Here is a 19,906-nt window from a genome sequence, read left to right as displayed (position 1 = left end):
ATGAGCAAGTTTATATTTAGATTGATAAAACAAGGAGCTGGACCTAAAGGGCAAGTTCCACTTAATATTGCATTAGTAGATAAAAAAGATATATTAGATGCAAATTTAACTATTGAAGAAGCAATTAGGAAAATTGCAAAAAAAATTAATGGACCTGTTGGTATAAATATTTTTGATCTTGACGCAGTTACTACAAGTAGTGATGGCATTATGCTTGAAGGTACTATAATTGCTATGGGAGCGGGAGATGTAGGAAAAGTTCATAATGAATTTGGAATATTATATATGGAAGAAATGCATTATAGTGAAGAACTTATTAAAGAAGAGCCTCATTTAAAGCAGTGGACTGAATACTATAAAGGTAAAAAACTATTCAGAGGACCTGATCCTAAGAAAAAATTAATACCAGTCCATAATGTAGTAATGACAGGGAAAGCAGTAAATAATAATTCAGCTACAGAAATGATGAATGCTGTTACTATGGAAGAAATTCTTTTACCTATTTTTGGTCAGCTCCAGCTAATGAAGGACAAATCTGTTTTAATGGGAAATACAGGAGAATTTATTTCAGTTGGCATTGGAATGACCGTTGCGGAAAAATACGGCAGAGTATTTCCAACAAGACAATTTAAGGCAGGTGAAACTGCTCATGGTTCAGGCGAATATGCAAAAACATTGAAAAAAAATATTCCATGCATAGTAGCTCCAAAAAGTGTTTTAGCAAAATATATTATACAAGCACTTAAATGTGGTATGGTACCAGCTAGGCATATAGGATGTTCTCCAGCAGTACTTGCTGTAGCAAAAGCTTTAGGTGCTGAGATAGATTTTGAAAATATAACTAAAAAGGCTGAGGTAGAACTTTCAAGCGTAGGATTGAATATAGAATATTTAAAATCACCATCAGAAAAACTAACAGAAGAAGAAATAATAGAAAAAGCTGATAAAATAATACCAGGTGTTGATAATCCAATATTAGTTAAGGCAGAGGAGTTAATTGAAAAGGTTGAAGTAGAGATCTAAAAAGAGGTGATCTAATGGACACATATGTTATTGCAAATATTGACAAAACTGTTGTAAAAATTAAAGGGCTTAAAATAAAGGGCATCAAACCTTTTGAGATTGAAAAAAGATTAACCGAAATTATAGGAAGGCATTTAAGAGTTATTGGAGTTACAGGAAATTCTATCGATATGGACGTGTATGGGCTTGAACCCGAAGCAATTTTGAAAAACGAAGAAGGAATAATAAAAACCATTTCAATAGTAGAGGGTATAACTGCTTCAGAGGTTACCAAGATTGATTCAGCTGAGAAAGCTTTGGAAGTAGATATAGAAGATATTCCAAAAGGAACTAATTACGGTTGTGCAAGGGAAAGGTGGATTGACATTGATAAATAAAGCTGCTATTTTACCAACTGGGGACGAAATATTAAATGGTATTGTTATAGATACCAACAGTCCTGCTATAATGGGAATAATACTTGAAGAATTTCCACAATGTGAAATAACAAGATTAAAGCCTTGCAAAGATAATGAAGAAGAAATAATAAATAAGCTAGAGAAATGTATTTGTAGCAATATTGATTTAATAATTTTTATTGGTGGTTCAGGGGGAGGACATCGTTATGTTAAGGGTTTGGGAAAAGATTATACTCATAGTGCCCTTGTTAAATATCTGAATGAAATTAAGTTTAAAGAAATATATGGATATAACGGTCATTTATGGTCTAAATTAATTGCGGGAAAAAAAGATAAAAGTATAATAGTAAATGTACCTGGACCATATGTTGAAGCGGTAGAGGCTGCAAAAGCATGTATGAATTATGTGAAAAATGTAGGAGATAAAATAGAACTAGAAGAGTTAGTTGGAAAAATTGCAGAGGCTGTTTTGAAACAATATCCAGTTTATGGAAAAACAATATGAAGTTAAAATGTTTTTTATTTAATGAAGTTACAGAACAGGGATACAAATTTTTATGTACTGGAATCTGTTCGCAATATGCAGAGCAAGATATAAAAAATTTATCTGAACAAATAAAGAAAATAAAATTAAAAGTAAAAGATGATCCGTTTTATATTGATTATATTCTAGCGATACATCTTCAAAAGGTTTGTGCTGAAACTATTTATGGAGTGGGATTGACCATTAAAATTCCTGGAATAATAAAAAACACAGGTGGAGTTATTGGAAACCCTCATATGAATCCTACTTCTGCTGAAGGATTAAGCGAAAATATTGGACATGGTTTGAGTACTGCGGCATATTCTGGAGGTCCTGGGATAATAATAGAAGGAAGCATTGAGCATGCAGAGAAAATTTTAAGAGCGGCATCGGAAGAAATGAGCGGTATGAAGGTTTTGGAATTGATGAAAGACAAAGCAGTAGCATTGGGTATAAATAAAGCTATTATGATATGTGATGGAAGTGGTATAAAAAGTAGTGGATGTGCGTTGACCTTATATAATAATAAGACAGAAAAATTAACTTTAAGTAAATGAGTATTAATGTTAGAGGTAGTATTTACACAAAAAACTTTAAAAAGAAATATTTTAAATATGGAGTAAGTAGTTACGATTAGTTCCAATAGTAATTGCTTACTTTATTTTTATTATTGGTAATTAATTAAGAAAATTGTATAACTTCATACATTAAAAATTATAAAAGTTTTCAAAAAAATACCGATAAAATATATATACTGTTTTTTTACCAAATTGTTAAAAAGTTTATGATATAATAAAGAATAGCTTTTAAATATGATTTAATAAAAGGTAAAATATTTAGGAGGAAAAGTGATGAATTGGAATGCATTGTCATATACAATACCATTGTGGATTACTTTAATCTTCTCCATAATTATTTCAGTATATATTTTTAAAAGACGAATTGTTCCAGGAGCTACAGCATTATTTGTAATGTCCTTAATAATGGGATTATGGTCTTTAGGGTATATTTTTGAGCTTCTTTCACCAAATTTAAGTGAAAAAATATTTTGGGATAATATTCAAATGCTAGGAGGAGCACTAGGAAGTAGTTGTTTTGCTTTTGCGTTACAATATACTAAACAAGAACTGTATCTTAAGAGAAAAATATGGATTTTGTTAGTAATTGAGCCTGTGATTATGTGGAGTTTAGCAGTGCTAAATTTAACAGGATTATTTAGAGATAATGCATACCTTTATACAGAAGGAACACTTACTGTACTTATTTATGATGTGGGAATTGCATCGTGGATTGATTTTATTTATGGCTATGTTATGTATATTTTGTTTATTATCTTACTTATTAAGTTTTTTATTAGTTCGCACACATTATTTCGTAAACAGCTTGCAACTATTATAAGTGGTTTAACAATTACTGCTGGTGGTTACATATTGTTTTTTTTAGATTTAACGCCTAAATATATGAGAGATCCTACTCCATTTACTTTTACCATTTTGAATTTATGTATATTTTTTAGTATATATAGGTATAGGCTTTTAAATATAGTTCCAATTGCTAGAGAAATTCTCTTTGAAAAAATAAATGCGGGAATACTTGTACTGGATATTAGTAACAAAATTGTAGATATAAATATATTAGCACAAAATATATTTAATGTTAAAATCAATAAGGCTATTGGACAACCAATTGATAATATTTTTTATGATTTTAAAGGGATTTTAAAAGAATTAGATGAATTAAAACAAAAGAAATTAGAAATTTGTCAAAGAAAAAATGATGAAGAATGTATCTATGAAGTAGAAATCTTACCTTTATTTAATAAGAAAAATATTTATAATGGATGGTTAATTGTAATTAATGATATTACTAAAAACAGAAAATTAGAAAGAGCTTTACAAGCTAGTGAAGAAAAATATAGAAATGTATCAGAACTTGCTAATGATGGTATTGCTATTGTACAAGATGGATATGCTAAATATGTAAATAAAAAAATATTAGATATGATAAATTATTCCTATCAAGAAATAGTTAATAATCCTTTTTATAAGTTTATTGTACAAGAATTTAGAGAAAATGTTAAAGAAAATTATAAAGCTCGTTTATCAGGGGACAGTGTTGGTAACAGATATGAATCAGCTTTACTTTGCAAAAATGGTGAAAAATTATATGTAGAAGTTAATGCGGCAGTTATGAATTATGATGGACGTCCTGCTATATTAGCGTATATAAGAGATATTACAGAACGTAAACAAGCTGAAAAAGATCTAAAAGATTTAGCTGAAAAGGATCCACTAACACATATTTTAAACCGACGACAGTTTTTTATGCTTGCTCAAAAGAAATTTGAACAATGTACAAAATATAAATATTCTATGTGTGCAATTATGATAGATATTGATCATTTTAAAAAAGTAAATGATAATTATGGACATGCAATAGGAGATAAAGTTTTATGCTCTGTAGCAAATGCTATTGTTGATTCACTTAAAGATTCTGGGGTAGCTTGCAGATATGGTGGAGAAGAATTTGCTGTGTTTTTAACTGAAACAGATATTTATAAAGCTAAACTAATAGCAGAAACAATACGAAAAGATATAATGAATAGTTCAGTAAATACTCATAAAGGTGAAATACTTGTTACAGTAAGTTTAGGAGTATCTAAAATATTAAATTTTGACAAGGACAGTGTAGATAAGCTGTTTGATAGAGCAGATCAAGCTCTTTACATAGCTAAGCAAGCGGGGAGAAATAGAGTAAAAGTATATGAGACTTAAACATAAAAGTATCTGCAAGAAAGCTGCAGATGCTTTTTATTTTCTAAAATGAGCCTTTGTTTAATAAAATAATTATTAAATTTGTAATTGATTGTTACTTTTTTTTAATCTTTTCTTGAAAATATATAATATAATGGTTTATGTATGTTATTTTGGGTTATTTTATAAGAATATTATTAATAGCTAGTGTAAATAGAAATTTTGATATTATTAAGAAAGCAAAGGAGAAAGGTTATGAAAAGAGTAACAAGAAAAAAAAGACGTAGAAGATGTATAAAAGTTAAAAATAGAAAAAGATTTGTTACAGTATTAACAACGATTATTTTAATTATAGTTATGCCAATAATAGTAAAAGAAATCTCAGCATTTACCATACAATCAAAATGTAACAGTAATAAAGTAGAAAATATTCCTAAAAATATCGTAAGTATTTCTAAAGATAAAAAAGAGGATATTAGAAAAATGAAAAATAGTTCTAAAGATATTAGTAACAAGAAAATTGATGATAAGGTGTTCTTTAAAGATTCAGTGTTTTTTGGAGATTCAATTACAGATAGTTTATCTTTTTATGAAATTTTAGATGAATCTAATGTTGTTGGTATTATAGGAATTTTACTTTCAAAAGCACATACAAAAATTGATAAACTAGTGGAAAAAAATCCTAAGAATATTTTTATATTACTTGGAGCTAATGATTTAGAAGATGATATAAGTGTTAATTATTTTGTAGATAAATATAAAGAATTAATACATAGTATTAAGCAAAAGTTGCCAGATTCAAAAGTTTATATTCAGTCTATTCTTCCAGTTTCTGAAAAAGTTAAAGAGAAAAAACCACTACTTAATAATTTACGTATAAATAAATTTAATGAAGCTATTAAAAACATGACTAAAGAGGAAAATATAAATTTTATTGATTTAACATCAATATTAAAAAATACTGATAAAAATTTGTATGAGCCAGATGGGGTACACGTTAAATACCAATTTTATAAATTATGGTTAAATTATTTAAAAAATAATATATAAAGCAAATTAAAAAGAAAAGGAGATTTAAAAATGACAAAAATCTTAAAAGCAACAAACAAAAATATTTTTATTACTATCATTTTACTTATTTCTACTGTAAGTTTTTTAGCAGGGTGCTCAAATTCTAAGAATTCAGCGGATGAAAATGTATCAGTTAAAGATATAAATGAAAAAGTAAAACAAACTATTGATGTATCAGAAATGAGAGAAGGCGATGGTGAAAAGCTTCAGAAATTATATGATATTAATCCTGAAGATTTAGAAGAATTTGTTTTTTATACTCCTCCATCAAATATAAAAGCTGATGAATTGATAATAATGAAGGTTAAGGATTCTGATAAAATTGATGATATTAAAGAAAAAATATCTAAAAGAATTGAACAGCAGGGTTCAAATTTTAAAGATTATCTTCCAGAAGAATATTATTTAATAGAAAAGCATGTATTAAAAGATAATGGTAATTATATTCTTCTTACTGTATCAAAAGATGCAGAAAAAATAGAAGATATATTTGATGAAGCTTTTAAATAAATGACATTAAAGGATAATACTTTCTTAGTGGAGGTGGACTAGAATTGGTTTTCAGCAGTCTTATATTTATTTTTGTATTTTTACCATTAACTATTATTACATATTATATAGTTCCTAAAAATTTTAGGAACTTTATACTGCTTATAGCAAGTCTTGTGTTTTATGCATGGGGTGAACCAATATACATATTTATAATGATATTTTCAACTGTTTTTGATTATACAAATGGACTGCTTATTCATAAATTTAGGGAAAGAAGAAGAATTGCACGGTTAGTTTTTATAAACTCTATGGTTGTAAATTTAGGAATACTCTGCTTTTTCAAATATTATAATTTTATAATATATAATATAAACAGCCTTATGCATGTAAATATAGATACACCAAACTTACCGCTTCCAATAGGAATATCTTTTTATACTTTTCAGACTATGTCTTATGTAATTGATTTGTATATTGGAAAGGTGTCTGTGCAAAAAAAAATCATATCTTTTGGTACATATGTAACTATGTTTCCTCAGCTTGTTGCAGGACCAATAGTTAAATATGGGGATATAGATAAACAACTAAATAAAAGAAAAGAAAGTTTAGCTATGTTTGGAGAGGGAGCAGAGTTATTTATAATAGGACTAGCTAAAAAAGTACTTTTGGCGAATAATATAGGACTTTTATGGGATAATGTAAAAGCTACTCCAATTGGGGAGATTTCAATACTGTCAGCATGGCTTGGAATAATTGCATTTACTTTTCAAATATATTTTGATTTTAGTGGATATTCGGATATGGCATTAGGCCTTGGGAAAATGTTTGGATTCAATCTTATAAGAAACTTTAATTATCCGTATATATCTAAAAGTGTAACAGAATTTTGGCACAGATGGCATATTTCACTTGGAGCTTGGTTTAGAGAATATTTATATATTCCTCTTGGTGGAAATAAAAAAGGAAGATTAAAGCAGTATAGAAACCTACTTTTAGTATGGCTTTTAACAGGATTATGGCATGGATCAAATTGGAATTTTATTTTTTGGGGATTGTATTTTGGAGTATTTGTAACTATAGAAAAAATATTTCTATTAAAGTGGCTTAAGAATAAACCTATGGCAGGTCATATATATACGATGCTTGTAGTTATTATTGGATGGGTTTTGTTTGAATTTGAAGATATAACTAAATGTATTGCCTTTATTAAAGTTATGTTTGGGTTTGGACAACACTTATTATTTAATAATAAAGCTTTATATTATTTTCATACCAATGCAATACTGTTTATAGTACTTATAATTTGCTCAACGCCAATAACTAAATATATTGTATTAAACGTTAGAAAAAAATTAAAAATGGTGGGTTCTATAGCCATTCCGGTGTCATATATGCTGTTAATATTTGTTGTTACTGCTTATTTAGTAAATGAAACTTATAATCCTTTTTTATATTTTAAATTTTAAAATATATGTATCAATTAGAGTTAAAAGAGGTGTAAACTTTGAATAAATACGACAATATAAGTAGATACATTATAGGAATACTTCTTGTACTATATATTGGAAGTATAGCGGTTTTCAATATAATACTTCCAGATAAAACATTTTCAGAATTAGAGAATAGGATGCTTGAACAAACACCAAGGTTTTCTTTAAAACATCTTATTAATGGTAAGTTTACTTCAAACTATGAAAAATATATTTCTGATCAATTTGCTTTTAGGGATTTTTGGATAGGGGTTAAGTCAGAGTCTGAAAGATCTATTGGTAAAAAAGAGAATAATGGAGTTTATTTAGGCAAAGATGGCTTCTTAATAGAAAAATTTACTCCAGATATTAAGAGAGTTAAAAAAAATATAAGTTCAATAAATTCTTTTGCGGCTTCAACACCTAATCTTAATAAATATTTTATGTTGGTACCTAATTCTGTAAGTATATTAAAGGATAAGCTTCCTGTTTATGCTGATGATGAAAATCAGCTAGTTTACATTGATAAAGTAAAAAAAACTCTTAGTAACAATATAAAATTTGTTGATGTATATAGCACTTTGTACTCAAAAAAAGATGAGTATATTTTCTACAAAACAGATCATCACTGGACAACTAAAGGTGCATATTATACTTATACAAAGCTTATTGAAGAAATGGGATTTATACCTCATGATGAAGAAGATTATGAAGTTAAAAATATTACAAATAGTTTTTATGGTTCACTATATTCAAAAAGTGGGTTTAGACAAATAAATCCTGACAGCATTCAATTATATATACCCAAGGTGGATGAAGAATATAATGTAAAGTATTATGATAAAAATGAGATTTCAAATTCTTTTTATAATATGGATAACATTAATAAAAAGGATAAATATACTGTATTTTCAGGTGGAAATCATTCATTGATAAAAATAAAAACTAATGTTAATAATAAAAAAAAATTAGTAGTAGTTAAAGACTCATATGCTAACTGTTTCATTCCATTTTTAACTGGATATTATAGTGAGATTTATGTTGTGGATCTTAGATATTATACTGATGATTTAAGTATACTAATAAAGTCTAATGAAATAAATGATATGTTAATTCTTTATAACGTTAATTTTTTCTGTAAAGATGCATCAATTAATAATATTTACAAGTGAGAAAATTATATGATTGAGGAAGTTTCATGATTTCAAACTTATATTTTGCACTTGAAAATTTTAATTAGTCAATTTCTACAAGTAACTAAAAAGGTAACAAAGAGATATAGAATAATCTCGTTTGTTACCTTTTTTATTTGATAAAATTAGAATATTATATGAGCCATTAATGTAACTATAGGTAAAGTAATAAGTGTACGCTGAATGAATATTATAATTAAATCCTTTAAAGAAACAGGTATTTTTGATCCTAATAACAATCCGCCCACTTCAGACATATAAATAAGTTGGGTAACTGAAACACATGCTATTATGAAGCGTGTCAATTCACTTTTAATTGTAGCACCAATAACTGATGGAAGAAACATATCTGCAAAGCCTACAATAAGTGTTTGAGATGCTTCTTTGGCTTCTGGTATTTGTAGAAGCTTTAATATAGGAATAAAAGGTAGTCCCATCCATTTGAATATAGGAGTGTATTCAGCTAAAATAAGAGCAAGGGTTCCCATTGCCATAACTACAGGTGCTACTCCAAGCCACATATCAAGTATATTTTTGATTCCTTGTTTTATAAAATCACTTAAGCTAGTGTTTTTACTAGCTTTTTCTACTGCTTTTTCTATTCCCCATTTAAAGGGAGTATAGTTTTTAGGAATTATTTCTGAATTCCCTTTTTTCATATTATTAAAACATGTGTCAGGCTTTCTTGAAAGTGGTGGAATACGTGGAAGTATTATAGCTGCTACTAATCCTGATAAAGTAACAGTTAAATAAAAAGGAATAAAAAGATGTCCAAGATTTACTTGAGAAATAACTACAAGACTGAAGGTTATTGAAACCGCAGAAAAGGTTGTACCAATAACTGCTGCTTCTCTTTTTGTATAATAGCCTTCTTCGTATTGTTTGCTTGTAAGCAGTACACCGATTGTTCCATCACCAAGCCATGATGCAATACAATCTATAGAAGAACGTCCAGGCAAAGTAAAAATAGGACGCATGATTTTTGTAAGTATAGCTCCAAAAAATTCTAACAAGCCAAAGTTTAATAACAGTGGTAAAAGCATTCCTGCAAAAAGAAATACAGAAAATAAAACTGGAAGAAGGTCATTTAATAAAAGACCACCTGTTTTTTCTGACCATATCCAGTTCGGTCCTACCTTGAAAAATGTAGAAATTACAAATATAGTCCCAATAATTCTAGCATAAAACCATAGTGGTGATACATTAAACAATGTGTTTAAGAAATTATTATTTAAAACATTTTTAGGTTTTAATATTTTAGTTACTATTGTACCTAAAAAAGTAGTACATATAATAATTGTCATGATTTGTGGTAGAATGTTTGAAAGGTTATTTAGTACAAGATTTGAAAGTAGTGCAATAGGTATAGTGATTTTCCCATTATGTAAAATAGGAGTCATAAAAAACAAAATACCTAATAGTGAAGGTATTAAAAATTGAAATAAATTTTTTGAGGAAGGTTTAATATTTATTTTTTCTTTTAGTTCACTCATTTTTAATCTCCTTTGTGTATTGTAAATATTTATACAGCAACATTCATTATAATGTATAAATATAAGTTTATCAAGATGGTTAAAATTAAAAATGAAGAGAGTATATAATTTTTAAATCAAATAATGAAAGTGATTTATCTGTGTGATATAATATGTTTGTTTTTGAAATTTTTAATTATGTGATTTACTTAAATGGTATATGGAAAAGGTGATTAAATGATACTTAATAAAAATAAAGTAGTTGTTGGTTTAAGTGGAGGAGTTGATAGTACTGCTGCAGCGTATCTTCTTAAAAAGCAGGGATATGAGGTTGTAGGAGTTACTATGATTCTTTTTTATGAATATGATAAAAAAGGTAGTATAATTGAGCCTCAGTTTGTTAAAGATGCTAAGCGGGTTGCAAAAATACTTAATATTCCTCATTATGTTGTAGAATATTGCCAGATGTTTGAATCAACTGTTAAAAAAGAATTTGTAGAAGAATACTTAAAAGGAAGGACTCCGAATCCGTGTTTGACATGTAATAAGATAATAAAATATGGTAAGCTTATAGAAATTGCTCAAAGCTTGGAGGCATATTATGTTGCTACAGGGCATTATGCTAATATTCATTACGATGATAAATTAAATAGATACAGGATTTATAGGGGAAGGGCAGAGCGAAAGGATCAGGCATATTTACTTTATTTTTTAAGACAAGAACAATTAAAACACTTAATATTACCTCTTGGAAATTATCATTCAAAAGAAGAAGTAAGAGAAATTGCTACTAAGGTTGATCCTAAGATTGGAGAAAAAACAGATAGTACTGATATATGTTTTGTTCCAGATGGGGATCATATATCATATTTGAAATCTGTATCTAAAATAGCTTCTATAAAAGGTGATTTTGTAGATATAAGCGGAAAAATTTTAGGTGAGCATATAGGAATAGTAAGCTATACTATTGGACAGCGTAGAGGTTTAGGAAAAGATTTTGGAAAGCCAATGTATGTAGTAGACATAGATATTGAAAAAAATCAAGTTATACTTGGAAATGATGAACATACGTATTCAAGAGGATTAATTGCTAAGAATGCAAACTTTACGATTTATCATGAATTAAAAGAAGAGGTTAAAGCAAAAGCACAAATATGTCAGTGGGGATTATTTTTACCTGTTGCTATTTCAAATTTAGGACATGGAAAGATTAAAGTTATGTTTCACAAAAGTGAACGAGCAGTTGCTCCAGGACAAGCAGTGGTGTTTTATCATGGTAATGAAGTTATAGGTGGAGCTACAATTGAATCAGTGATAAAGTGAATTCTTTAAAAGGTATCTACAAATATGTGGATGCCTTTACTTTTTAGATACAATTTGGCAACAAATATAATATATAATATAAATGATAAACTATGTTAATTAAGTAAAAGTATTTTATTTGAAAGAAAGGATGAGTTTTATGCATAATTCAATACTTATAGTTGAAGATGATGACTCTATTAGAGATATACTTTTATACTCATTAAAAAATGAAGGATATTCAGTAAAGGAAGCTTCTAATGGAGCTGATGGTTTGAAATTAGTAAAGCATGAGAAGATTGATTTAATTATACTGGATTTGATGCTTCCAGATATAAGTGGGTTTGATATATGTAAAAAAATATCTATTGAATATAAAATCCCTATAATAATGCTTACTGCTAAAAATGATATAGTGGACAAGGTATTGGGATTAGAACTTGGAGCAGATGACTATATTACCAAGCCTTTTGATATAAGAGAGGTGATTGCCAGAATAAAAGTAAGCTTAAGAAGAATAGAACAGCTTAAGCAAATTAATTTTGAAGAAGAAAATACTATTGATCTAAAAAACAATATAAAAATATTTAAGGACAGGCATGAAATTTTTAAAAATGATAGGATGATAAAGTTAAAACCAAAGGAGTATAATCTTTTATTAATATTAGCAGAAAATAAAAAAAGAGTATTTTCAAGGAATGAACTTCTGGAAAAGGTATGGGGATTTGATTTTGAAGGTGATAGTCGTACTGTAGATGTTCATATACAAAGAGTAAGGAAAAAGCTAGATGATATTAAAGAAAGCTCAATAATAGAAACAGTTTTTGGAGTTGGATATAAGATGCTGTAACGAGAGGAATGGTAACTAAATGAAGTTGTCTATAAGATATAAATTTGTTATAGGGTTTTTAGTTATTTTTTGTATAAGTTTTATTTCTATAAGTTTTTTTATAAATAAAATAATTGTTAAAAATAATGAAAAAATAATAAGCAAAGAATTTTTAAGATTTCAAAAGGATTTAACAATATATTTAAATCAGTATTTAAAATTAAAACAAATAGCATTAGATGAAAATGAATTTGAAAAAAATGCACAGGATATTGCAGCAGTATTAGCAGTGAAAATTGATGACAGGGTGGTTGTTTATTCAGGAAAAGGTGGATTTTTATCTGATTCTGCTTGTGAAAATGGTAAAATACCTATTTATGAAGAGGTAAATAATATAAATGAACATAAAAAATATAATAAAGACTTAAAATTAGCTGTTAATAATAAATCAGCGTATACAATAGTGCCTATTGATAATAAATATATGGTTATTTTTTCATGCCCTATTTTTATTGATGATGTGAAATTAGGTATAGTTAGGTGTAACAGAGATTATACAGAATTATTTAATTCAAGTGAAAATTTATTAAGAGTAATTAATATATCTATATCATTAGTATTTGGATTGATTTTTATATTTTCAATTTTATTAGCTACTAAAATAACAGTACCAATAATAAAATTAAGTAGAATTTCAAAGGAAGTTGCTAAAGGAAATTTTGATGCTGATATAATTGTAAATTCAAGAGATGAAACAGGAGAACTTACTAGCAATTTCAATAAAATGAAAAATCAAATTAAGAAACAAATTGAAACAATAAAAAGAGATAGAGATAACTTAAAAACAATTCAAAAACATAGAAAAGCTTTTTTTGACAATGTAACACATGAAATGAAAACACCACTTACTATTATATCTGGGTATTCACAAATTATCCTCCAAAAGGATTTTAAAGATAAAGAGTTTTTTAAAAAAGCTGTTGTCAAAATAAAAAATGAAAGTGATAGAATGCATAATATGGTATTGGAATTACTAGAAATATCAAAAGTTGAATCTAAAGTAAGCTCAGATCAAATGAAGAAGATTAACGTATCTGAAGTTATATATTTAACCTGTGAAGATATGAGGATAAGGGCAGATAAATACGATATTTTAATAGATAAACATATAGATAAAGACGTGTTTGTTTTAGGAAATGAAAATGAATTAAGAAGGATGATGATTAATTTAATAGATAATTCAATTAAATATGGTGATATAAAATCTTCAATTAAAGTTAAGATGTTTAAGGATAAAAATTACTGCAATATGATTGTTGAAGATAAGGGGCATGGAATATCTACAGACAAATTGGATAAGATATTCAAACCTTTCTATAGGGTAGATAAAGTAAGTTCAAGAGAAAAAGGAAGCAATGGATTGGGATTGTCTATTGTCAAAAGTATTGTTGAAAAACACAGAGGCGAAATAAATATAGTTAGTAAAGAAAATATAGGTACAAAAGTTTATATAAAAATTCCTCTAATTGTTTACAAAATGGCAACATCTGTTTAAATTACAGTAATAACTATTTTGTACAATAATTACAGTGAAAGAAAATATTGAGGAGGAATTGAATATGAATAAAAGTAAAAAAATATTTGCATTAAAAATTGGTATACCGGTAATTTTAGCTGTAGGGTGTATTAGCATAACATGGATTTTTAATACTAAAACGTTAGTGGCGTCAGATAAAACTGTAGTTGTTTGTGAAGACGCATCTGAATTAAATATATCTGATGATAAGCCGCTACAAATAGTTCAAAGAAGAAAAATAGCAGATATAAGTGGATTGCATGATATATTTGGATTTAATGAAAAAAATCAAGCTATTGTTGGAATAGGACTTGGTAAGGAAGAATTTGAAAAAAAATACAAAGATAAAAAGCGTACCGAGATGAGTGATGAGGAAAACGATGAAGCTTATAATGATATCCATGGTAAGTTATATAAATTTGATTTAGAGACTTTAAAAAAGATTCCTTTGAAGAATGGAAAAGACATTGTAGATGCTGAAGACGTTACAGCAGGATTTTCACCAGATAAAACGAAATTTGAATATACATTTAATAAAAAACAATATATTTATGATATCAAGAACGATACAAGTAAAAGTTATTATAACAGAGAAATGTGTGGTGTATGGTCACAGGATGGAAATTTTATTATAAATAGAGTAGCTTTTGGGTCAAATGAGTCATCTAATAATTTATATGTATATGATGTGAAAAATAATATCATAAAAAAGATTCACATAGATGATAAAGTATTTGTATATTGTATGAATTTTTACAGTGAAGATGGAAAGAAAATATATTTTTTAGGTGAGCAATCAAAAGAAGATAATGTGAGTATTAGAATACAGGGTATATTTAAAGTAAATATTGATACTGAAAAAGTAGAACCGGTAATGCTTTTGCCATATTTTAATAATAAAAAAGGTTCTAGAAGAAATAAAAATCGTATATATGATGATTATAATTTAATTGATGGAGAAAAAAAGATAATATTTGAAGGTAGATTAAATGAAGAAGATGGGATATTTATTTATGATATAGAAAGTAAAAGATTTCATAAGTTAATTGCTTCTCCAGAAAAAGGAGTTGCATTTTCATATTGGCTTTCACCAGATAAAGCTAAAGTGATTTATACAATTTCACGAAAAAAAGGTAATAAAAGATTTTGGAATTTATATGGTGCAAAAATAAGTGGCAATAAATTAATAAATAGAATAAGTTTATGTAAAGATATAGATTTAGGTGGAATAGTTGCTAATATGATACAGTGGAGTAGTAATAGCAAGAAAATAATATTCTTTGAACAAAATAGTGAATATAATAAAAATGATTTTAATATATCTGATAGAAATATTATTAATATGATTACTTTTAAATAAATTTTAACAAATAACTGGTATGTGAGATGAATTGAGGTAAATAATCTACATGCCAGTTTTTGATTTTAAAATCTGAAAAATGAGAAATAGCTAAATTATTTGCAAATTCAAACGATAAAACAAATAATACAGAAATTTAAAACATAAGGGGTGTAGATTATGAGAAACACAAGAATTGTTATTGTTGATGATTCTCTTTTTTCAATAAGTATTCTTCAAGATATTCTGGAGGAAAAAGGATTTGAGGTTATTGGGCAAGCTAGTTCTCTGGAAGAAACTATTGAAGTGGTTAAGGATAAAAAACCTGATCTGGTAACCATGGATATGACCATTCCGGGAACCGATGGTTTAGAATGCACAAGAGCAATCCATGAAATAGATGGAAATATTAAAGTAGTAATTGTAAGTTCTATGATGGATGATGAAATAGTTAAAAAGGCTAAAGAAAATAAAGCTTCAGGTTATGTTCAAAAACCAGTAGATCCAGAAGAAATTAATACTGTAATAAAAAGTGTAATGGCTGGTGAAGAATTATTTGATGAGCTAGAAAAAATATACTTTGATGTATTTAAAGAAAGTTTCTCCAATAACCTTAATAAGCTTACAAAAACAACACCATCTTATGCTGGAGAAGTTAGATTAAATAATACTGAAAAATCTAGAGGAATTTCTGTAGTGGTGGGAATTATAGGTAAATATTCTGGAAGAATGATATTTGATTTGTCTTATGAAACTGCTAAGAAGATGGCAACGGTTGCGTTAAAAAGGGAAGTGAAAGATATAAAAGAATGTTTAGCTATGAGTGGAGAGTTTGCAAATATAGTTGCAGGAAATGCTTGTTCAATATTAAATCGTAAAAACAAAGTTTTGGGATTGCGTGTAGCACCACCTACAATATTTCATGGAAAATCATTAAATATATCAAAAACTACGCTGGATACAATTTCAGTAGCAGCAAAAACACAATTTGGAGAAATGTATTTGAATGTAGGATTTAAAAGAGGTGAAGAATAATGGATGTAAAAATAGTAAATCCTTTTATTGAGGCTTTTTTTAATATAATGCCTCAAATAGGATTTAATGATATAAAGAAAAAAGAAATTATTGTAAGAAATAAAAATATTAAAAGTATAGGTGTAATGATAAATTTGGGTGTTGTAGGTGATGTGAAGGGGAATGTTATATATGGCATAAGTGTAGAAAGTGCAAAGAAAATTGCTTCCAAAATGATGATGGGAATGCCTGTTAATGAGTTGGATGATATGGCTCAAAGTGCTATATCAGAGCTTACAAATATGTTAACTGCCAATGCTAGTATCAATTTTTCTAATATTGGAATAAATACAAATATTTCAACTCCAGCATTGATGTATGGAGAAGATTTTCAAGTAAAAATGAATACAGATAAAATCTTGTATGTTGAGGTTATTGTTGATGATATACCTATTGAAATTAATATCGCTTTTACATAATATATAAATTTTTAATAGCATTTAAATGAATGGAAACACACAAAGTATATAGGAGGTGGACAGATTTGCTTTTATACAAATCTATCTACTTCCTTTTTAAAATGGAATATTTTGATACTGTTATTTGTTTATGATGAAAAATTATTTATGTAAATTATTCATTTTTTATGTTATCTGATGTTGCGGAAATTTCATTAGATGCTTCTAAATTAGAATCATTTAAGGTATTAATTTCTACATAAGGAGTATTGCTTTTTATACCAGCAGGTTTCTTTTTAAATATACCTAGTATTTTCTTGAAAAGTCCACCTATACCTAGTATGATTAATATCCATATTTTTTTAAATATAAGTAGTATTTTTGCTAATAATCCTAGTTTTGATGCTGCTACACCACCTGCAATTAATGTTACTAAGCTAACTTTAGAAACTTTGTCTTCGCCTTTTACATAATCGGTATACCTACTTCCTTTTTTATAAGAGTAGCTGCTAATTATGTTTTGTAAATGAGGTTTAACCTTGTCCATCTTCCCTTTATCTGCAACTAAAGTAACTAAAGTTACTCCTTTTCTACCAAGAATTCTTACATTATAATTCACTATCTTTTCTCCTTGAGAGGAAGCTAAAATGGACCAAACTAAGTTGTGAGTTTTGGAATCATAATGTGGTTTTTCATCCCAACCAAGTATATTTAAGGTAGGAGTACCTTGTGTTAATCTTCTTTTATTATCTTCTTCTGTTCCTTTTTTTATAGATGATAATAATTTATCTGCATTTATTTTTGTTGCATCATTATCGCTAACATATCCTATAGGGTCGTATTCAAATAAAACATACCAATCTTGTTCTGGATCACTTGAAAGAACTATTCCTTGTTCTATTCCACTAATAGAATTATCCATTTGCTTCATTAGTGTTTTAGTATCTTTATCATTAGCAAAGACATACTCACTAGACAAATTTAATTCTGCTAAGTTATCGCCTACATCAACAGTAGCAGGACCAACAATCCAATTAATATTTATTTTAGTATTCTCATCCGCATATGCAAGTTGAGAAATAAATAGAACTGAAATTAAAGTTAATAAGAAATATGATAATTTTTTGTACATAAAGTTACCTCCAAATTTAATATATTAAGTTTAAAATAATGCTAAGAAATTTTTAACTATAAAAATATGATATTTTTTATAATATGATATTTTTGTAAAAATAACAATTAGCTTGTATATTTTAACATAATTATGTATAAAGGGTCAATATTTCTTAATAATAAATTTAATTTAAATTTAAATTAAATTAAATTATAGATTATACATGAGACGAAAGTTGCAATTATTGAAAATCGTTAAGCATTAAATGTTTTAACTAAAATAAAATTTGTTGATAAAATTAAAATAAAGTTAATGAAAAGGAAATTTAAATATTTAGTGAACAAAAATATTTTTCATATATGCTTTTCATTTTTGACAAACATATGTTCTAATGGTATTATGTAGAAAAATATGTCATAACTATAATGAATGTAGCGAATTTTATAAAATATGTAATGAAAGGAAGTTAAGATAATGATAAATCTTAATAAAGAATATATAGATTCTCTTGCAACTAATGCAAATGCTATAAAAAAGGGAAGAGAATTAGGAAATACAGGTTTCGTTAAACTTAATAAATCACAGGATGAGTCAATAATTTTTGGAGAATGCACAGGAAGTGGAAAGAAAAATTATTTATGTTCTGCTGATTTCCTTGATATGAGTAATCCAGTGTTTAGGTGTAATTGTCCAAGCAAACAATTTCCGTGTAAGCATACCTTAGGACTTATGTATGCTTATGCAGCGGGGAAAGAATTTGCAATAGAAGATATTCCAGAAGATATTTTAGAAAAAAGAGAAAAGAAAGAAAAAAAAGAAAAAACCAAAGCTGAAAAAAAGAAAACACCTAAAAAGAAAAATAAAACAGCATTAAAGAAGAAAATAAATGCTCAATTAGAAGGAATTGAACTTTTAGATAAGGTAGTTAAAAGTATTTTAAAACAGGGTTTTGCAGCTATTACTAAGGAAGACATAAAGGAATTAGATTCCCAAGTAAAAGAGTTAGGAAATTACTACATATCAGGTGTTCAATCAGAACTCAAGAGATTGATATTAATGCTTAAAGCTGGAAAGAAAAGCAATGAAAGTATTATGCAGCAAATAATTTATTTAAAAGCTCTTATAAAAGAGGGAAAGAAACATTTGATAAATAGACTAGAAGATGAAGAGCTGAATCTTGCTGTTGATTCTAATATAGAAGAATTATTAGGACATGCTTGGAAGCTTACAGAACTAGAGGAATTAGGTCAATTTAAAAAAGATATTAATTTGATTCAGCTTTCTTTTAATTCTTGGGAAGATGATGCTAGAGGAGAAAATGTAGACGAAGGAATCTTTTTGAATTTGAATACTGGAGAAATTCAAAATACATATAATTATCGTCCTATAAAAAGAAAGTCAGATATGAAAGGTGAATATCCAGTAATAGCTTTATTAGAAATTCCTACTCTATACATATATCCTGGAGATTCAAATACAAGAATTAGATGGGAAGAAATGATTGTTAAAGAAGCTGGTACTACTGATTATGAAAAAGCTTTTAATTATGCAGAAAAATCATATACTCAAGTTATAAAAAGGGTTAAAAATTATATTAAAAGTCCACTTAATAATGTTCTTCCTAGTGTTTTGTTGTATTATTCTAAAATTGGTAAAGTAAATGGTAAGTGGGTAATAGAAGATGAAGATGGAAAAAGATTAGTTTTGAAACAAGATTATAATCAAGCCGATTGTAGCCTATTATCTTTGCTTAATGCTGATTATATGACAAATAAAGCTATTTTAGTAAAAATTATTTATGATACAGAGGCAAGAAGAATAGAAGCTTATCCACTTAGCATAATTAGTAAAGAAAAAATAGTTAGATTGACTTATTAGGA

18 protein-coding genes are annotated in these 19,906 nt (G+C 27.3%); 16 read left to right on the top strand and 2 right to left on the bottom strand.

What is annotated here, in order from left to right; all coding sequences use genetic code 11:
• The 9 genes from OW763_RS07145 (at position 1) to OW763_RS07105 (ending at position 8,901) form a co-directional block, all read left to right on the top strand.
• The gene (locus tag OW763_RS07145; RefSeq protein WP_268040401.1) at positions 1 to 1,023 is read left to right on the top strand and encodes a hypothetical protein; all 1,023 of its coding nucleotides are present in this window, start codon (positions 1 to 3) and stop codon (positions 1,021 to 1,023) included.
• A 14-nt stretch (positions 1,024 to 1,037) separates the two neighbouring features.
• Positions 1,038 to 1,400 carry a hypothetical protein gene (locus tag OW763_RS07140; protein WP_268040400.1) on the top strand — a complete coding sequence of 121 codons (363 nt, stop codon included), beginning with the start codon at positions 1,038 to 1,040 and terminating at the stop codon, positions 1,398 to 1,400.
• Positions 1,390 to 1,926, top strand: coding sequence for a molybdopterin-binding protein (locus OW763_RS07135; protein WP_268040399.1), 537 nt, complete (start codon positions 1,390 to 1,392; stop codon positions 1,924 to 1,926). Before OW763_RS07140 ends, OW763_RS07135 begins: the two co-directional genes overlap by 11 nt.
• Positions 1,923 to 2,501 carry a hypothetical protein gene (locus OW763_RS07130; RefSeq protein WP_268040398.1) on the top strand — a complete coding sequence of 193 codons (579 nt, stop codon included), beginning with the start codon at positions 1,923 to 1,925 and terminating at the stop codon, positions 2,499 to 2,501. The genes OW763_RS07135 and OW763_RS07130 overlap by 4 nt, the downstream gene beginning before the upstream one ends.
• A gap of 294 nt (positions 2,502 to 2,795) precedes the next feature.
• Entirely contained in the window at positions 2,796 to 4,718 is a 1,923-nt protein-coding gene (locus OW763_RS07125) for a histidine kinase N-terminal 7TM domain-containing diguanylate cyclase (RefSeq protein WP_268040397.1), read from the top strand.
• A 234-nt stretch (positions 4,719 to 4,952) separates the two neighbouring features.
• Positions 4,953 to 5,747, top strand: coding sequence for a GDSL-type esterase/lipase family protein (locus tag OW763_RS07120; protein ID WP_268040396.1), 795 nt, complete (start codon positions 4,953 to 4,955; stop codon positions 5,745 to 5,747).
• A gap of 30 nt (positions 5,748 to 5,777) precedes the next feature.
• Complete coding sequence (locus OW763_RS07115; protein WP_268040395.1) at positions 5,778 to 6,278, top strand: DUF4358 domain-containing protein; 501 nt, start codon at positions 5,778 to 5,780, stop codon at positions 6,276 to 6,278.
• A 44-nt stretch (positions 6,279 to 6,322) separates the two neighbouring features.
• Positions 6,323 to 7,726 (top strand): MBOAT family O-acyltransferase, encoded by a 1,404-nt coding sequence (locus tag OW763_RS07110; RefSeq protein ID WP_268040394.1) that lies wholly within the window; start codon positions 6,323 to 6,325, stop codon positions 7,724 to 7,726.
• Positions 7,727 to 7,764: 38 nt separating this feature from the next.
• On the top strand, positions 7,765 to 8,901 hold the full coding sequence (locus OW763_RS07105; RefSeq protein ID WP_268040393.1) for a DHHW family protein: 1,137 nt from the start codon (positions 7,765 to 7,767) through the stop codon (positions 8,899 to 8,901).
• A 146-nt stretch (positions 8,902 to 9,047) separates the two neighbouring features.
• Here the strand turns inward: OW763_RS07105 and OW763_RS07100 are convergent, their stop codons facing one another.
• Positions 9,048 to 10,415, bottom strand: coding sequence for a YjiH family protein (locus tag OW763_RS07100; RefSeq protein ID WP_268040392.1), 1,368 nt, complete (start codon positions 10,413 to 10,415; stop codon positions 9,048 to 9,050).
• Positions 10,416 to 10,631: 216 nt separating this feature from the next.
• On the opposite strand from OW763_RS07100, the gene mnmA reads away from it, so the two are divergent.
• The 6 genes from mnmA to OW763_RS07070 all read left to right on the top strand — a co-directional run bounded on the left by mnmA (position 10,632) and on the right by OW763_RS07070 (position 16,933).
• Positions 10,632 to 11,717, top strand: a complete 1,086-nt coding sequence (gene mnmA / locus OW763_RS07095) for a tRNA 2-thiouridine(34) synthase MnmA (RefSeq protein ID WP_268040391.1) — start codon at positions 10,632 to 10,634, stop codon at positions 11,715 to 11,717.
• A gap of 139 nt (positions 11,718 to 11,856) precedes the next feature.
• Entirely contained in the window at positions 11,857 to 12,546 is a 690-nt protein-coding gene (locus OW763_RS07090; protein WP_268040390.1) for a response regulator transcription factor, read from the top strand.
• Positions 12,547 to 12,565: 19 nt separating this feature from the next.
• Positions 12,566 to 14,080: a sensor histidine kinase gene (locus OW763_RS07085; protein ID WP_268040389.1), complete on the top strand. Its 1,515-nt coding sequence runs from the start codon at positions 12,566 to 12,568 to the stop codon at positions 14,078 to 14,080.
• A gap of 64 nt (positions 14,081 to 14,144) precedes the next feature.
• On the top strand, positions 14,145 to 15,461 hold the full coding sequence (locus OW763_RS07080) for a TolB family protein (protein WP_268040388.1): 1,317 nt from the start codon (positions 14,145 to 14,147) through the stop codon (positions 15,459 to 15,461).
• Positions 15,462 to 15,620: 159 nt separating this feature from the next.
• Positions 15,621 to 16,475, top strand: coding sequence for a response regulator (locus OW763_RS07075; protein WP_268040387.1), 855 nt, complete (start codon positions 15,621 to 15,623; stop codon positions 16,473 to 16,475).
• Positions 16,475 to 16,933 (top strand): chemotaxis protein CheX, encoded by a 459-nt coding sequence (locus tag OW763_RS07070; RefSeq protein WP_268040386.1) that lies wholly within the window; start codon positions 16,475 to 16,477, stop codon positions 16,931 to 16,933. The genes OW763_RS07075 and OW763_RS07070 overlap by 1 nt, the downstream gene beginning before the upstream one ends.
• Before the next feature lie 154 nt (positions 16,934 to 17,087).
• Here OW763_RS07070 and OW763_RS07065 read toward each other — a convergent pair whose 3' ends face one another.
• On the bottom strand, positions 17,088 to 18,044 hold the full coding sequence (locus OW763_RS07065) for a DUF2167 domain-containing protein (RefSeq protein WP_268040385.1): 957 nt from the start codon (positions 18,042 to 18,044) through the stop codon (positions 17,088 to 17,090).
• A gap of 456 nt (positions 18,045 to 18,500) precedes the next feature.
• Here OW763_RS07065 and OW763_RS07060 point away from each other — a divergent pair, with 456 nt between their 5' ends.
• Positions 18,501 to 19,904, top strand: coding sequence for an SWIM zinc finger family protein (locus OW763_RS07060; protein WP_268040384.1), 1,404 nt, complete (start codon positions 18,501 to 18,503; stop codon positions 19,902 to 19,904).
• Positions 19,905 to 19,906: the final 2 nt, after the last annotated feature.

Source organism: Clostridium aestuarii (assembly GCF_026735135.1).
GTDB classification, from domain to species: Bacteria; Bacillota; Clostridia; order Clostridiales; family Clostridiaceae; genus Clostridium_H; species Clostridium_H aestuarii.
Note: the sequence above shows the minus strand (reverse complement) of the source record. Positions and strands in the feature narration are given on the sequence as shown.

Bases quoted from the DNA above. Each gene is read 5' to 3' on its own strand.
- OW763_RS07075 (WP_268040387.1), top strand. From the start codon at position 15,621: ATGAGAAACACAAGAATTGTTATTGTTGATGATTCTCTTTTTTCAATA.
- mnmA (WP_268040391.1), top strand. From the start codon at position 10,632: ATGATACTTAATAAAAATAAAGTAGTTGTTGGTTTAAGTGGAGGAGTT.
- OW763_RS07145 (WP_268040401.1), top strand. From the start codon at position 1: ATGAGCAAGTTTATATTTAGATTGATAAAACAAGGAGCTGGACCTAAA.
- OW763_RS07085 (WP_268040389.1), top strand. From the start codon at position 12,566: ATGAAGTTGTCTATAAGATATAAATTTGTTATAGGGTTTTTAGTTATT.
- OW763_RS07125 (WP_268040397.1), top strand. From the start codon at position 2,796: ATGAATTGGAATGCATTGTCATATACAATACCATTGTGGATTACTTTA.
- OW763_RS07060 (WP_268040384.1), top strand. From the start codon at position 18,501: ATGATAAATCTTAATAAAGAATATATAGATTCTCTTGCAACTAATGCA.
- OW763_RS07065 (WP_268040385.1), bottom strand. From the start codon at position 18,044: ATGTACAAAAAATTATCATATTTCTTATTAACTTTAATTTCAGTTCTA.
- OW763_RS07140 (WP_268040400.1), top strand. From the start codon at position 1,038: ATGGACACATATGTTATTGCAAATATTGACAAAACTGTTGTAAAAATT.
- OW763_RS07120 (WP_268040396.1), top strand. From the start codon at position 4,953: ATGAAAAGAGTAACAAGAAAAAAAAGACGTAGAAGATGTATAAAAGTT.
- OW763_RS07080 (WP_268040388.1), top strand. From the start codon at position 14,145: ATGAATAAAAGTAAAAAAATATTTGCATTAAAAATTGGTATACCGGTA.
- OW763_RS07090 (WP_268040390.1), top strand. From the start codon at position 11,857: ATGCATAATTCAATACTTATAGTTGAAGATGATGACTCTATTAGAGAT.
- OW763_RS07115 (WP_268040395.1), top strand. From the start codon at position 5,778: ATGACAAAAATCTTAAAAGCAACAAACAAAAATATTTTTATTACTATC.
- OW763_RS07100 (WP_268040392.1), bottom strand. From the start codon at position 10,415: ATGAGTGAACTAAAAGAAAAAATAAATATTAAACCTTCCTCAAAAAAT.
- OW763_RS07130 (WP_268040398.1), top strand. From the start codon at position 1,923: ATGAAGTTAAAATGTTTTTTATTTAATGAAGTTACAGAACAGGGATAC.
- OW763_RS07070 (WP_268040386.1), top strand. From the start codon at position 16,475: ATGGATGTAAAAATAGTAAATCCTTTTATTGAGGCTTTTTTTAATATA.